Source organism: Kribbella sp. NPDC056861, from assembly GCF_040687575.1.
GTDB lineage: Bacteria > Actinomycetota > Actinomycetes > Propionibacteriales > Kribbellaceae > Kribbella.
In genome coordinates this window covers 1,362,638-1,376,170 of record NZ_JBFBNQ010000001.1, presented here as the reverse complement: position 1 = coordinate 1,376,170, position 13,533 = coordinate 1,362,638, and the positions used below count along the sequence as shown (strand labels likewise).

Here is a 13,533-nt window from a genome sequence, read left to right as displayed (position 1 = left end):
GGAGGGTCGGCAGATGGCTCTGACGCAGGCGTTGACGATCGGGATCGACATCGGTGGCACCAAGGTGGCGGCCGGTGTGGTCGACCCGGAGGGCAACATCCTGGACCGGTTGCGCCGGGACACGCCCACCAAGGATCCGCGCGAGACCGAGGACGCGATCGCCGAGATCGTGCACGACCTCGAGTCGCGCCACGACGTGATCGCGGTCGGGATCGGTGCGGCCGGGTTCGTCGACGGCACCCGCTCGTCCGTGCTGTTCGCGCCGCACCTCGCCTGGCGGCACGAGCCGCTGCGCGACGCGGTGGAGCGCCGCCTCGGGCTCCCCGTGGTGGTCGAGAACGACGCCAACGCGGCCGCCTGGTCGGAGTGGCGGTTCGGCGGTGGTCAGGGTGAGAGCCACTTGGTCTGCGTCACCCTCGGCACCGGGATCGGCGGCGCCATCCTGAACGACGGCGCCTTGCAGCGCGGCAAGTTCGGCATCGCGGGCGAGTTCGGGCACATGCAGGTCGTGCCAGGCGGGCATCGCTGCGAGTGCGGTAACCGCGGCTGCTGGGAGCAGTACGCCTCGGGCAACGCGCTGACCCGCGAAGCACGTGAGCTGGCGCTGTCCGGTTCGCCGGTCGCGTACAACCTGCTGAAGGCGGCCGACGGCGATCCGCGCAAGATCAACGGACCGATGGTCACCATGCTCGCCAAGGACGGCGACCCGGTCGCGATCGAGCTGCTGGAAGACGTCGGCCGCTGGCTCGGCATCGGCCTGGCCAACCTGGCCGCGGCGCTCGACCCCGGGACGTTCGTCATCGGTGGTGGCGTGTCCGACGCGGGGGAGTTGCTGCTCGCTCCGGCCCGCGAGGCGTTCAAGCGGACCCTGACGGGCCGTGGCTTCCGGCCCGAGGCGCGAATCGTGCGCGCAGTACTGGGTCCTGAGGCGGGCATGGTCGGCGCGGCTGACCTGGCTCGCGAAGAGGCGACCTGGCTGCGCCGGGTGCGGGTCAAGACGACCGCTGTGACGGCCAAGACGGCGGCTGCGCGTAGTGGCCGGTCGACCCGGCTCGAGCGGGCGGCGCGCAAGTCGGTCGGACGGCGTACGGGGATGCGGACGGATGAGCAGCCCCTCAAGGAACCGGTCAAAGAGCCGGCCCCCGCCGAGCTGAACGGCGACACCGAGGCATGACCGAAAGCCCGTCGCTGCGGGTGCTGTCGTACAACGTGCACCGCTGGGGCGACGATCGCGAAGCGCTGGCCCGGGTGGTACGCGCCTGCGCGCCCGACATCATGCTGGTCCAGGAAGCGCCGACCTGGTGGGGCACCCGCCGCAAGCGCCGGGCGATGGCAGCGACCTTCGGGCTGCGCTACATCGCCGCGTCCGCGCGCAACGCGATTTTGGTTGCCGAGGGCATCGAGGTCGCGGATCCCTTGCACTGGAGGGTTTGGCGGCCGTTCGTCCGCCGTCGCTTCCGGTTCATCGCGACCCAGCTGCCCGGCGGCTCGGTCGGCGGCCGTACTTCGCTCGCCGGCGTCCCGCTGGCCTTGGTGGTCTGCCATCTCGGGCTGCACATTCTCGGCCGGCAGCGCGAGCTGGAGCAGGTACTGCGCGGCTGCAAGTCGTTCGACCTGCCCTACCTGCTGGTCGGCGACCTCAACGAGGAACCAGGCGGCCCGGTCTGGGATCGTCTGGCAGCAGAGGGTTTGACCGACCTCGGCGTCGACGCCGGGCCGACCTTCCACTCCGACAACCCGGTCAAACGCATCGACGGCGCGCACCTGTCACCGGGACTGGCCGGACGGGTGATCCCGCTCGATTCGATCGAGGGAATCACCCGCGACGACCTGATCGCCGGCTCGGATCACCTGCCGATGCTGGTGGAGCTCAAGCTTCCCTGAACTCGCTCAGCGGGTTGGTGACCACGTCGCGCCACCGATCCCGGTGACCGTGCGCCTGCAACCGGTAGTAGATCGTCTCGCGCCGATCCGGCCCGGTGTTGCCACCGATGTTGTGCCCGAGCAGGTAATGCGCGAACAGCACGCTCCCCGCCGTGCCGAAGGTCTGGATCTGCTCACCCAGCTCGATCTTCGGGTACGGCGCACCGCTGGTGTCCTTCGACAACTCGGCCAGGGCGTCGGCACCGTGCTCGGCCAGATACTCGCCGAACCGTCGATGCGTGCCAGGCCAGACATGCAGGTTGCCGTGGTATTCCTCCAGCTGATCGCTCAGCCACACGCCGGCCAGCACCGAGAACGTGTACGGCGTACCGTCCGGCCCGAGCGGACTCACCCCGTCGACATGTGGCGCCCCCGGCCGATGCGACCAGGGCGGAACCGTGGTAGCGATCTGCGCGAAGTCGGGATCGTCGACTCCGAGCTCAGGCAGCACCAGCTCGGCCGCCAGCGGCGCGACCGTCTCCCGATAGAAGTCGAGCAGCGGATGCGGCCCGTCCTCGAAACGCGGCCAGGCGAAGTGGAAACCCACGTGTCCGGGCGCCGGTGGGGTCTTGTCCAGCTCTGCCGCGACCAGCTTCCGTCCGGTCGCGAGCTGCTCGTCGGTGAGCACACCAGGAACCACCACGAAGCCCTGCTCGCGGAACGTCGTACGCATCGTCGCGGTGATCGTCATGGCACCCAGTGGACCAACCGCGACGCTGCGCGAGCAACTGATTAAACGGCTACTTCTTCTTGCGGTTCAGGAACGCGAGCATCGCTTCCTGCGCCGCGGGGGAGCTGAACAGCGACGCCGACAGCTCGGCCAATTCGTTGCCACGGGCATCGATGTCGGCGAGCAGCTCGCGGTTGAGCAGCTTCTTCGACTCGCGCAGGCCCTGCGGCGCGCCCTTCAGCAGCGACTTCAGTACTGCGTCCAGCGCCCAGTCGAGCTCCGCGTCCGCCACCGACTTGGTCACCAGGCCGAGATTCGCCGCCTCGACGCCGTCGAAGCTGTCACCGGTGAGGAAAGTCAGGGACGAGGCGCGATCGGTCAGCCGGGGGATCACGGTCAGCGAGATCGTCGCGGCCGCGAGTCCCAGCCGTACTTCGGTCAAGGCGAAGGTCGCACTGTGGCCGGCGATGCTGATGTCGGAGGCGGCCACGATGCCGATCCCACCGGCGCGCACCGGCCCGGTGACCCGGGCGACGACGGGCTTGGCGTTCGCCACGATCGCCCGCTGCACGTCGACCATCCGCTGCGCGCCGACCTTCATCCCGACCGAGGTCGCCTCGGACAGGTCTGCGCCCGAGCAGAACACGTCCAGCGCCGACCGGATCACGATCACCCGGACGGCGTCGTCGGCCTCCGCGGCCGCCAGGTGGTCGAGCAGCTCGCTGGTCAGCTGCTGGGAGAGCGCGTTCTTGTTGTGCGGCGAGTCGAGGGTGATCGACGCGACGCCGTCAACGACAGCCAGGTGCACCAGTTCCGTCATACCGACATCTTGCCTGCTCAGCCGACGTACAGGCAGAACGGATGGCCATCTGGGTCGAGCATCACACGAACCCGCTCCTGCGGCTGGTACTCCGCCAGCTCGGCGCCGGCCGTGACCGCGTGCGCCACCGCCTCGTCCAGGTCGTCGACCTCGAGGTCGAGATGCAGTTGCATCTGTGGTTTGCCGTCCTCGGCGGGCCAGACCGGGCGCTGGTACGGCTCCTCGAGCTGGCAGGCGAGGTTGTAGCCGGCGTCCTTCGAGGGGGCCAGGGTGACCCAGTTGGGCTCGTCGGTGAAGATCTTCCAGCCGAGCAGGCGGTGGTAGAACTGCCCGAGCGCCTGGGGTTGCGGTGAGTTGAGGACGACGCCGAACCAGTGGGATTTCGTTCTGAGTGCCATCGGAGGAACGTTATTTCGTCTCGGCGTACGAGGGGGAGAGCTCGCGGGCCAGGTGTTCGACGAACAGGCCCACGTCGGTGACGATGCCGCGGGCCTGCGAGGAGCCGCGGTCGGCGAGCTTGGTGACGGTGGCCGGGTTGATGTCCACGCAGGTGAGCGGCACCGAGGCCGGCAAGATGTTGCCGGTGGCAACCGAGTGGAGCATGGTGGCGGCCATCAGGCAGTAGCCGACGCCCTCCAGTTCGGCCCGCATCGCGCGCTGGCCGGCCAGCACGTCGGTGTAGACGTCGGGCAGCGGGCCGTCGTCGCGGACCGAGCCGACCAGGACGAACGTGTTGTCGTTCTTCACCAGCGCGTGCATCACGCCCGAGGTGAGCACGCCGGACTCGACCGCCGCGGCGATCGAGCCGGACTTGCGGATCGTGTTGATCGCCCGGATATGGTGCTCGTGGCCGTGCTCGACACCGCGGCCGCGGGCCAGGTCGACGCCGAGCGACGTGCCGTACAGCGACGACTCGATGTCGTGGGTGGCGAGCGCGTTGCCGGCGAACAGCACATCGACGAAACCCGCCTCGACGATCGCGACCATGGCCGGTGCGGCGCCGGTGTGCACGATGCCGGGGCCGCCGACCCAGAGCACCTTCAGCCCGGCCGCCTTCGCCTCGCGCATGCCGTCGGCGACCTGCTTGACCAGGACGCGCTGCGGCTTCTCGCTGGAGACCTCGGACTCCATGAAGCCGAAGGACTCCTCGTTGTGCGCGACGATCGGCGGAGTGACCTTGACGCCCTGGGCGCTGGAGATGATCCGCATCCCGGCCTTCACCTCGGACATCGGGATGGTCCGGACGTCCTCGCCCTCGACCAGCAGCCCGCAGTCCATCTCGGGGTTGCGGACCGAGACCCAGTGGCCGTTCAGCCGGACGCTGGTGGGCAGGTTGGTGGTCGAGTAGAAGCCGTCCGGGAAGACGCCGTCCTGGACCACCTCGGAGATCTCCGGCGTACCTGGGTTGACCAGGTTGGCGCCCTTGGTCTGGATCCGCATCAGCAGCCGCTGGAGGGCTTCCTCGTCCTCGGCGCCGACGGTCATCCGGACGGTGGACGGGTCGTCCTTGTCGTAGCCGAGGTCGAACTTGTCCAGCGTGTACTCACCGCCGTACCCGCGGATGTCGTCCAGCACCCGGGACAGCAGCCCGGTGTCCATCAGATGACCGGTGATCTCGACTGTTTCGGTGACCTGCACGGGGTGCCTCCCTCGGCGTACTGACGTCGGATTGTCCGACGATCCGCAGCCTAACTGCTAGACGACGGCGCCATCGTCAGTGGTGTCCTCCGGGGGCAGCCGGTCCTTCATCCGGATGACGAGGGTGAGGAACCCGCCGATGAAACCGATGACGGCGATCGTGGTGGTCCGGCCGGTGTCGAAGTCGAGCAGCGCGGCGGCCATCAGCAGCAGTGGGCCGCCGATCAGCCCGAGCCAGGCGATCCGGCTGATCCAGTCGAGCTTCGGCCCGCGCGGCGGCTCCGGCGGCACATAGTGGTCGTGGTGCTCCTCGTGCCTGCGCGCCGGCGGCTCCTCCGGCGGGTCCTCGTCGGTGTCGCCGACGATCAGCCCGGCCGGTACGTCGATCAGCGGCTCGTAGGAGTTCTCGTCCACGTCCTCGCTGGCCGGCCACCGCGGCACCGGGGTCGCGTCGTGCCCCTCGGCCGACGGCAGGTTGAACTGCTCCACCAAAGACGCCCACTCGGCATCCTCGGTACTCCGGGCGATCACCCCGCGAGCCCGCAGCTCCGACTCGGCATCAACAAAAATCTCCTCGAAGCCAGCTGGAATCCGCGCGGTCGCCTTCGCGGCGCCTTCGGCGCCGCTCGGCTTGGCGGGGGAGGAAGCATCAGCCGCCGGATCTGCCGCGGCCTCGGCTGCGCCATCGGCGGCCTCAGCCTTGCGGCTGGACAGCACCGGCTCGCCGCCCGGCGCACCCGCGCCTTCCGCGTCCGCCTTCGCGTCGCTTTCGGCGCCGCTCGGCTGGGTGGGGGACGAAGTCGAGCCCGTTGTCTCGCCACCGCCTTCGACCTTCAGCCCAGACGCAGGGGGCTTGCCCTTTGACTGCGTGGGGGAGGAGCCGTCGGCCGGCGGACCGGCGTACGCGGCGATACCGGCTTCGGCCAGCGCATTCAGGACCGGCTCGGCGAGCTGCGGGTCGATGCCGCCCATCGACGTGTACGTCGACGCGGTCAGGCCGTTGTCACGCATCGGCGGCGACCCGGTGGATGAAGGTGGTGGTGTCGGCGAAGATGCGCGGTGCGTCGTTGTCCAGAGTGGCCACGTGATAGCTGTCCTCGAGCAGGGTTTCGGTGACGTCGCGGGACGAGATCGAGGCCAGGATCGCCCGGCCCGAGCTCGGCTCCACGACATGATCGACGGTACTCCGGAAGAGCAGCACCGGCTGGGTGACCTTGGCCAGGTCGGCCCGGGTCAGGGTCCACAGCTGGGAGAGCGAGTGCAGCGCTCGCAGCGGCATCCGGGTGTAGGCGCCCTCGTCGACGCCGGGCTTCTTGATGTCGTTCGAGATGCCGGGGAACGACGGGACCACCCGCTGCAGCACCGGCAGCAGCGCGAGCCGCTTGTCGTCGGTGCGGACGGACGGGTTGACCAAGATCACACCGGAGATGTCGGCGCCGTGCTGCTCGGCCAGCCGCAGTACCAGGCAGCCGCCCATCGACAGACCGGCCACGAAGACCTGGTCGTGCTCCTTGCGCAACCGCTCCAGCTCGTTGTCGAGTACTGCGTACCAGTCCTGCCAGCGGGTGTTGTTCATCTCCTGCCAGCGGGTGCCGTGCCCGGGCAGCCGCGGTACGGCGACGCCGAAACCCTCGGCAGCGAGGTGCTCGCCGAACGGGCGCATCGACTGCGGCGAGCCGGTGAACCCGTGGCTCAGCAGCACCCCGGTCGCGGCGTTCGCGCCGGTCCCCGGGCTGCGGAACTCCTCCGCGTGAGCTTGCACTGGCACGAATACTCCTCGACAGGTCGCAGACATCCTCAGACGCAATGGTCGCAGCCGCAGGGCCACCCGCCCACCCCCGGACGAGTGTCGCCCGGCAGTCGTGACCGACATCGCACCCAGTCTGCAACCAACCCCCAACACAGAGTGCGATCCCGCTATTCCTGGCGGTCACGTTGCTTGTGGTGGAGAGTGGAACGTAGTGTGTCGGCCGAGTGACGGAGGTGAAGGCGTGCTGTACCTGTTCCTCAGGCGGTTTTTCGTCGGACCGATTGCGAAGCTCCTCTTCCGTCCCAGGGTCGAGGGGCTGGAGAACATTCCCTCGACCGGGCCGGCCCTGCTGGTCAGCAACCACCTGGCGTTCACCGACTCGGTGTTCCTGCCGGTGGCGGTGCCGCGGCAGATCGTGTTCCCGGCCAAGTCGGAGTACTTCACCGCGCCCGGGCTGAAGGGCCGCCTGATGGCGACCTTCTTCCGCTCGATCGGCCAGATCCCGATCGACCGCTCCGGTGGCCGGGCCTCGCTGGCCGCGCTGAACACCGGGCTGGAGATCCTCGCCAAGGGCGAGCTGTTCGGCATCTATCCCGAGGGCACCCGCTCGCCCGACGGCCGGCTCTACAAGGGCAAGACCGGGGTGGCCCGGATGGCGATCGTGGCCGGCGTGCCGGTGATCCCGGTGGCGATGATCGACACCGAGAAGCTGAACCCGCCCGGCACGGTCTGGCCGAAGTTCCTGATCAAGGAGCCCGGCCGCCGGCTGCCCCGGCTGATCCGGCCCGGCGTCGCGATCGGCAAGCCGCTCGACTTCTCCCGCTACGAGGGGATGGAGCGCGACCGGTTCGTCCTGCGCTCGGTCACCGACGAGATCATGTACGCGATGATGGAGCTGTCCGGCCAGGAGTACGTCGACATGTACGCCGAGAAGGCCAAGGACCTGCTGAAGGCCGGCGAGAAGATCGACGACCACCTCAAGCCTCGGCTCGGCGACACCAAGGCCTCCTGACCGGCAGGCGCCTCGTGGTACCGCAGGATGGGGCGCATGGAGAGCGAGCTGAACGTCCTCGGTGAGGCGCTGCAGGAGTGCGGGACCGATCCCGTCACCGGCTTCTTCCGGGACGGCTGCTGCAGCACCGGGCCGGAGGATCTGGGCAGTCACACTGTCTGCGCCGTGATGACGACGGAGTTCCTGAACCATCAGGCCCGGGTCGGCAACGACCTCACCACGCCACGCCCGGAGTTCAACTTCGCCGGCCTGACGCCGGGGGACCGCTGGTGTGTGGTCGCCGCGCGCTGGCTGCAGGCGTACCACGCCGGCGCGGCGGCTCCCGTAGTACTGGCTTCGACCCATGCCCGGTCGCTCGACACCATCCCGCTGAGCGTGCTGCGCAGCCACGCGGTGGACGTTCCGCCGGATCTCAGCTCGCTGACTTGAGACGGGCGGGCGGCGGCTGGGCCGCCTGGAATAGGGTTGGGCTATGCAATTTGCGACTTTGAGTGCGGGGGAAGTACCTGGGGTTCCGACTCTGGACGAGCTGCGGGCGCTGAAGCCCCTGCAGCAGCCGGAGTGGCCGGACCAGGCGGCGGTCGACCAGGTCATCGGTCAGCTGCGGAAGCTGCCGCCGCTGGTGTTCGCCGGTGAGTGCGACGACCTGACCACCAAGATCGGCGCGGTGGCGCGGGGTGAGGCGTTCCTGCTGCAGGGTGGCGACTGCGCCGAGACCTTCGACGGGGTGACCGCCGAGAACATCCGGGCCAAGCTCCGGGTGCTGCTGCAGATGTCCGTCGTGCTCCAGTACGCCGCGAGCGTGCCGGTGGTGAAGGTCGGCCGGATCGCCGGGCAGTACGCGAAGCCGCGCAGCTCCGGCGAGGAGACCCGGGACGGCGTGACGTTGCCGTCGTACCGGGGTGATGCCGTCAACGGCCTGGAGTTCACCGAGAAGTCCCGGATCCCGGACCCGGAGCGTCTGCGCGGCGTCTACAACGCGGCCGCCGCCACGCTGAACCTGACCCGCGCGTTCACCACCGGTGGCTACGCCGACCTGCACCAGGTGCACGCCTGGAACACCGACTTCGTGAAGTCCTCGCCGGTCGGGCAGCGCTACGAGCAGCTGGCCGGTGAGATCGAGCGCGCGCTCGCCTTCATGCGGGCCTGCGGCGCGACCGCGGACGAGTTCAAGACGGTCGACTTCTACGCCTCGCACGAGGCGCTCATCCTCGAGTACGAACACGCCCTGACCCGGATCGACTCCCGCACCGAGCTGCCGTACGACGTGTCCGGCCACCTGCTCTGGGTGGGGGAGCGGACCCGCCAGCTGGACGGCGCGCACGTCGAGTTCCTGTCGACGCTGAGCAACCCGCTGGGCGTGAAGATCGGCCCGACCACCACCCCGGAGTACATCCGGGCGCTGATCGACAAGCTGAACCCGAAGGGCATCGAGGGCCGGCTCACCTTCATCACCCGGATGGGCGCGGGCAAGATCCGCGCCGGGCTGCCGCCGCTGCTGGAGGCGGTCCGCGATCACGGCTCGCCGGTGGCGTGGGTGTGCGACCCGATGCACGGCAACACCTACGAGACGCCGAACGGCTACAAGACCCGCAACTTCGACGACGTGATCGACGAGGTGCAGGGCTTCTTCGACGCGCACGAGCAGGTCGGCACCTGGCCGGGCGGGTTGCACATCGAGCTGACCGGTGACGACGTCACCGAGTGTCTCGGCGGCGGCGAGGCACTGGTCGCGGAGGACCTGGTCAACCGCTACGAGACCGCCTGCGACCCGCGCCTGAACCGGCACCAGTCGCTGGAGCTCGCCTTCCTGGTCGCCGAGCGCCTGCGCGCCGCGCGCGCCTGACGAAGGCCGCCCGGCTTCGGGCCGGCCGGAAGCAACGCCGCCGGTGAGATCGCCGGCGGCCGAAGGGGAGACATCGTGATCGACCTTCGTTCCGACACCGTCACCAGGCCCTCCGCGGGCATGCTGGCGGCGATGACGAGCGCTCCCCTCGGGGACGACGTGTACGGCGAGGACCCCACGGTCACCGAGCTGGAGGAGACGGTCGCCGAGCTGCTCGGGCACGAGGCCGGGTTGTTCACCGTCACCGGTTCGCTGGCCAACATCCTCGGCGTCCGGGCCCTGGCCGCGCCCGGCACCGAGGTGCTCTGCGAGGCGAGCGCGCACATCGCGCGCGCCGAGCTGGGCGCGCACGCCGCGGTCAGCGGGATCACCACCCGGACCTGGAGCGCGCCGGGCGGCCAGATCGACCTGGAGCAGATCCGCGCGCTGATCGCCCCCGACCTCGGCCCGTACTTCGTCCAGACGGCCGCCGTCTCGGTCGAGAACACGCACAACTTCGGCGGCGGCGCGATCCAGCGCTCGTACGACGCGCTGGCCGACGAGCTGGACCGGGTCGGCCTTCCGCTCCACCTCGACGGGGCCCGGCTGTGGAACGCGTCGGTGGCCTCTGGGGTATCAATGGCGGCCTACGCGTCGCGCGCCGCGGCGGCGAGTGTCTGCCTCTCGAAGGGGCTGGGTGCACCTGTCGGATCGGTACTGGTCGGCTCGGCGGAGCTGGTGAAGGAGGCGCGAGTCTGGCGCAAGCGACTGGGCGCGGGCTGGCGTCAGGCCGGAGTACTGGCTGGGGCTGGGCTCTACGCGATCCGCAACAACGTCGACCGTCTCGCCGATGACCACGCCAATGCTCGCCTGATCGCCGAGATCCTTGCCGATGCGGCGCCTGGGTCGGTCAAGCCGGACCAGGTCGACACCAACATCGTCGTCGCCGACCTGGCAGCCACCGGCAAGACCGTCGCCGAGGTGGTCGCGGGGGCGAAGGCCGAGGGTGTGCTGGTCGGGGGAGTGGGCGCCACCCAGCTCCGGCTGGTCACTCACCTGGACGCCTCAACCACGGACTGTCGTACTGCGGCGGAGACCGTCGCGCACCTGCTGAAGTAGTTTATGTTTTAATCATTACGTGACTGACCTCAAGATTCTCGGTATCTCCGGCAGCCTCCGCACCGGATCCCTCAACACCGCCCTGCTGCGCGCAGCGCAGAAGTACGCGCCGTCCGGCCTGGAGATCTCGATCTACGAAGGGCTCGAGGGCCTGCCGCTCTACAACGGCGACCTGGACACCGAGGAGACGCTGCCGGCCCAGGTTCGGGAGCTTCGCGAGCAGATCAACGCTGCCGATGGGCTGCTGATCGCGACGCCGGAGTACAACTACTCGATCCCCGGCGGTCTGAAGAACCTGATCGACTGGGCCTCCCGGCCGGCCGCGACCTCGTCGCTGCTGCACAAGCCGGTGGCGATCATGGGTGCCGCACCGGGAAACTTCGGCACCGTCCGCGCGCAGCTGGCCCTGCGACAGGTCTTCGTCTGGACCCACTCGGATCTGGTGGTCAAGCCCGAGGTGATGGTCTTCAAGGCGGCCGAGCGCTTCGACGAGGGCGGCAACCTGACCGACGAGGATACCGTCACGCTTCTGCAGGGTTTGCTGGACTCCCTCAAGACCAAGGCCGAGCACCCGGCCGGTTAGGCTTGCGCTGTCTGGTCACAGCATCCGGGGAGAGCCGTGCGAGAGATCGTCGTGTTCAGCGGAAATGCCCATCCCATCCTTGCTCAGCAGATCTGTGCTGATCTCGGAGTGGACCTGTCGCCGGTGGAGATCCACCGCTTCAGCAACGACTGCCTACAGGTCCAGCTGCAGGTGAACTGCCGGCAGCGGGACGTCTACATCGTCCAGCCGCTGGTGCCGCCGACGCAGGAGCATCTGATGGAGCTGCTGCTGATGATCGACGCCGCGCGCGGCGCCTCGGCGGCGCAGATCACCGCGGTGATGCCGCACTACGCCTACGCGCGCTCGGACAAGAAGGACGCCTCGCGGATCTCGATCGGCGGCCGGCTGGTGGCCGACCTGCTGGTCGCGGCCGGCGTCGACCGGGTGCTGACGATGGCCCTGCACGCTCCGCAGGTGCACGGGTTCTTCTCGGTGCCGGTCGACCACCTGACCGCGATCGGTGTCCTGGCCGAGCACTTCCGCGGGACCGATCTCACCAACACCGTCGTGGTCAGCCCGGACCTGGGCAACGCGAAGACCGCGACCCAGTTCGCCCGGCTGCTCGGGCTTCCGGTCGCCGCGGGTAGCAAGCAGCGGCTGGCCGACGACCGGGTGGTGATCGACGCGATCGTCGGTGACGTGGCCGGCAAGAAGGCGATCATCCTGGACGACGAGATCGCCACCGGCGGCTCGATCATCGAGTTGCTCGACCGGCTGAAGGACCTCGGCTGCACCCAGGCCGCGGTGGCGACCACGCACGGGCTGTTCGCCGGCAAGGCGGTCGAGCGGTTGCGGTCGCACCCGTCGATCACCGAGGTGATCAGCACCGACACGGTCCCGCGGCCGGACGGCTTCCCCGAGCTGCAGGTCAGCTCGGTCTCCGGGCTGTTCGCGGAGGCGATCAAGCGGATCCACGAGGGCGAGTCGGTCAGCAGCCTCTTCGACGGCGTCGACCCGACGCACGCTCCGCCGCAGCCCAAGCTTCCGTTCTAGAAGTCGATCCGCATCACGTAGCGCCGCAGTGTCGGGTGGCTGATTTCCTTGAAGCCGGCCTCCTCGAAGACGCTGTAGTGCCCGACATGTAGCTCGCCCCACGGCACATCCTTGCCCGCGGCCGGCAGCATCGGATAACCCTCCAGCGCCCGAGCGCCCTGCTGCTTGGCGTAGTCGATCGTCGCCCGGGCCATCGCGTAGCTGACCCCGCGCTTCCGGTACCCGAGGCGCGTGACGAAGCACGTGATCACCCAGACCGAGTCGTCGTCCTTGTCCTCCTCGCGACCCTTCCACGGCACCGGCGTACGGCCGCTCAGCAGTCGCGGGTACGCCGTACGCGGCTCGACCGCGCACCACCCGACCGGCTCATCGTCCAGGTAGCCGACCAGCCCACTCGTCTGCTTGGCCTTCGGGTTGTCGCAGTTGGTCTGCTCCCGCAGCAGCCCCGCCCGCTCGGGCTCGGTGGTCACCGACCACATCCACCCGCGGGTCTTGAATCGCTGGCAATGGCACTGCCCGGCATCGCTCTTGCCCATCACCGCCTGCAGGTCCTCCCAGCTGGCCTCGTTGGCCGGCCGGAAGGTCAATTTGTCGTCGAGTGGTTCGATGCTCATCGCGGCGGGTCCTCTCCGGTCAGTCCGTCCACAGTCTCCCGGATCAGGTCGGCGTGGCCGGCATGACGACCGTATTCCTCGATCAGGTCGATGATGATCCGCCGGAGGCTGGGCGACTCGCCGCGAGACGTCTTGAACTGCGCCAGCTGGTCCAGTCCACCCTCGGTCAGTACGCCGGCGACAGCGGCTCGCGATCGCTCGACCGCGTCCTGCCAGAGGCCGTACAGCTGCGCCGGAGTGTCGTCGGCGGCCGAATGCCACTCCCAGTTGGGGTCGGAGTCCCAGTCGACCGCGTTCCACGGTGTTCCGAGCTCGGCGCCCAGCAGTCGCCGGGTGAAGTACTCGTCCTCGACCAGCGCCAGATGCTTGACCAGACCGCCGAGCGTGAGCGTCGACGGCGGGTGGGTCGTCCGGAGGCCGGTGGAGTCCAGGCCACCGCATTTCCAGGCGAAGATCGCGCGCTGGCGCTCGAGAGAGCCCAGCAGGGTGTCGACCTCGGACCCGGCGATCGGGGCTTCGGATGGCAGGTTGTGCTCGGTCATGCTCCGGAACGCTAATATGCAAT

At 69.1% G+C, this 13,533-nt stretch carries 16 protein-coding genes; 8 read left to right on the top strand and 8 right to left on the bottom strand.

Going from position 1 to position 13,533, the window contains the following annotated elements:
- Positions 1-13 precede the first annotated feature (13 nt).
- A complete protein-coding gene (locus AB0P21_RS06250; protein ID WP_363694135.1) occupies positions 14-1,174 on the top strand; it encodes an ROK family glucokinase in 1,161 nt (386 codons plus the stop codon).
- Positions 1,171-1,884: an endonuclease/exonuclease/phosphatase family protein gene (locus AB0P21_RS06245; RefSeq protein ID WP_363694133.1), complete on the top strand. Its 714-nt coding sequence runs from the start codon at positions 1,171-1,173 to the stop codon at positions 1,882-1,884. Before AB0P21_RS06250 ends, AB0P21_RS06245 begins: the two co-directional genes overlap by 4 nt.
- On the opposite strand, the gene AB0P21_RS06240 is transcribed toward AB0P21_RS06245, so the two are convergent.
- The 6 genes from AB0P21_RS06240 to AB0P21_RS06215 are packed head-to-tail and all read right to left on the bottom strand — an operon-like array spanning position 1,871 to position 6,819.
- Complete coding sequence (locus AB0P21_RS06240) at positions 1,871-2,614, bottom strand: phytanoyl-CoA dioxygenase family protein (RefSeq protein WP_363694131.1); 744 nt, start codon at positions 2,612-2,614, stop codon at positions 1,871-1,873. The genes AB0P21_RS06245 and AB0P21_RS06240 overlap by 14 nt on opposite strands.
- Before the next feature lie 49 nt (positions 2,615-2,663).
- Positions 2,664-3,413 (bottom strand): enoyl-CoA hydratase-related protein, encoded by a 750-nt coding sequence (locus tag AB0P21_RS06235; RefSeq protein WP_363694130.1) that lies wholly within the window; start codon positions 3,411-3,413, stop codon positions 2,664-2,666.
- A gap of 17 nt (positions 3,414-3,430) precedes the next feature.
- Positions 3,431-3,811, bottom strand: a complete 381-nt coding sequence (locus AB0P21_RS06230; RefSeq protein WP_363694128.1) for a VOC family protein — start codon at positions 3,809-3,811, stop codon at positions 3,431-3,433.
- Between the two features lie 10 nt (positions 3,812-3,821).
- Complete coding sequence (locus AB0P21_RS06225; protein ID WP_363694127.1) at positions 3,822-5,051, bottom strand: TIGR00300 family protein; 1,230 nt, start codon at positions 5,049-5,051, stop codon at positions 3,822-3,824.
- Between the two features lie 57 nt (positions 5,052-5,108).
- Entirely contained in the window at positions 5,109-6,062 is a 954-nt protein-coding gene (locus tag AB0P21_RS06220) for a hypothetical protein (RefSeq protein ID WP_363694125.1), read from the bottom strand.
- The gene (locus tag AB0P21_RS06215; RefSeq protein ID WP_363694124.1) at positions 6,055-6,819 is read right to left on the bottom strand and encodes an alpha/beta fold hydrolase; all 765 of its coding nucleotides are present in this window, start codon (positions 6,817-6,819) and stop codon (positions 6,055-6,057) included. The genes AB0P21_RS06220 and AB0P21_RS06215 overlap by 8 nt, the downstream gene beginning before the upstream one ends.
- A 223-nt stretch (positions 6,820-7,042) precedes the next feature.
- Here AB0P21_RS06215 and AB0P21_RS06210 point away from each other — a divergent pair, with 223 nt between their 5' ends.
- The 6 genes from AB0P21_RS06210 (at position 7,043) to AB0P21_RS06185 (ending at position 12,354) form a co-directional block, all read left to right on the top strand.
- On the top strand, positions 7,043-7,813 hold the full coding sequence (locus tag AB0P21_RS06210; RefSeq protein WP_363694122.1) for a lysophospholipid acyltransferase family protein: 771 nt from the start codon (positions 7,043-7,045) through the stop codon (positions 7,811-7,813).
- Between the two features lie 36 nt (positions 7,814-7,849).
- Entirely contained in the window at positions 7,850-8,242 is a 393-nt protein-coding gene (locus AB0P21_RS06205) for a DUF2237 domain-containing protein (protein ID WP_363694120.1), read from the top strand.
- 43 nt (positions 8,243-8,285) lie between these two features.
- A complete protein-coding gene (locus tag AB0P21_RS06200) occupies positions 8,286-9,659 on the top strand; it encodes a class II 3-deoxy-7-phosphoheptulonate synthase (RefSeq protein ID WP_363694118.1) in 1,374 nt (457 codons plus the stop codon).
- Positions 9,660-9,734: 75 nt separating this feature from the next.
- On the top strand, positions 9,735-10,757 hold the full coding sequence (locus AB0P21_RS06195; protein ID WP_363694116.1) for a GntG family PLP-dependent aldolase: 1,023 nt from the start codon (positions 9,735-9,737) through the stop codon (positions 10,755-10,757).
- Positions 10,758-10,776: 19 nt separating this feature from the next.
- The gene (locus tag AB0P21_RS06190) at positions 10,777-11,340 is read left to right on the top strand and encodes an NADPH-dependent FMN reductase (protein ID WP_363694114.1); all 564 of its coding nucleotides are present in this window, start codon (positions 10,777-10,779) and stop codon (positions 11,338-11,340) included.
- A gap of 36 nt (positions 11,341-11,376) precedes the next feature.
- Entirely contained in the window at positions 11,377-12,354 is a 978-nt protein-coding gene (locus AB0P21_RS06185) for a ribose-phosphate pyrophosphokinase (RefSeq protein WP_363694112.1), read from the top strand.
- On the opposite strand, the gene AB0P21_RS06180 is transcribed toward AB0P21_RS06185, so the two are convergent.
- Together AB0P21_RS06180 and AB0P21_RS06175 are read right to left on the bottom strand one after the other, a co-directional pair.
- Entirely contained in the window at positions 12,351-12,968 is a 618-nt protein-coding gene (locus tag AB0P21_RS06180) for a GNAT family N-acetyltransferase (protein ID WP_363694110.1), read from the bottom strand. The two genes, AB0P21_RS06185 and AB0P21_RS06180, sit on opposite strands and share 4 nt — an antisense overlap.
- Positions 12,965-13,510: a DinB family protein gene (locus AB0P21_RS06175; protein WP_363694108.1), complete on the bottom strand. Its 546-nt coding sequence runs from the start codon at positions 13,508-13,510 to the stop codon at positions 12,965-12,967. The genes AB0P21_RS06180 and AB0P21_RS06175 overlap by 4 nt, the downstream gene beginning before the upstream one ends.
- Positions 13,511-13,533 lie beyond the last annotated feature (23 nt).

Bases quoted from the DNA above. Each gene is read 5' to 3' on its own strand.
- AB0P21_RS06235 (WP_363694130.1), bottom strand. From the start codon at position 3,413: ATGACGGAACTGGTGCACCTGGCTGTCGTTGACGGCGTCGCGTCGATC.
- AB0P21_RS06220 (WP_363694125.1), bottom strand. From the start codon at position 6,062: ATGCGTGACAACGGCCTGACCGCGTCGACGTACACGTCGATGGGCGGC.
- AB0P21_RS06245 (WP_363694133.1), top strand. From the start codon at position 1,171: ATGACCGAAAGCCCGTCGCTGCGGGTGCTGTCGTACAACGTGCACCGC.
- AB0P21_RS06180 (WP_363694110.1), bottom strand. From the start codon at position 12,968: ATGAGCATCGAACCACTCGACGACAAATTGACCTTCCGGCCGGCCAAC.
- AB0P21_RS06240 (WP_363694131.1), bottom strand. From the start codon at position 2,614: ATGACGATCACCGCGACGATGCGTACGACGTTCCGCGAGCAGGGCTTC.
- AB0P21_RS06250 (WP_363694135.1), top strand. From the start codon at position 14: ATGGCTCTGACGCAGGCGTTGACGATCGGGATCGACATCGGTGGCACC.
- AB0P21_RS06175 (WP_363694108.1), bottom strand. From the start codon at position 13,510: ATGACCGAGCACAACCTGCCATCCGAAGCCCCGATCGCCGGGTCCGAG.
- AB0P21_RS06230 (WP_363694128.1), bottom strand. From the start codon at position 3,811: ATGGCACTCAGAACGAAATCCCACTGGTTCGGCGTCGTCCTCAACTCA.
- AB0P21_RS06205 (WP_363694120.1), top strand. From the start codon at position 7,850: ATGGAGAGCGAGCTGAACGTCCTCGGTGAGGCGCTGCAGGAGTGCGGG.
- AB0P21_RS06200 (WP_363694118.1), top strand. From the start codon at position 8,286: ATGCAATTTGCGACTTTGAGTGCGGGGGAAGTACCTGGGGTTCCGACT.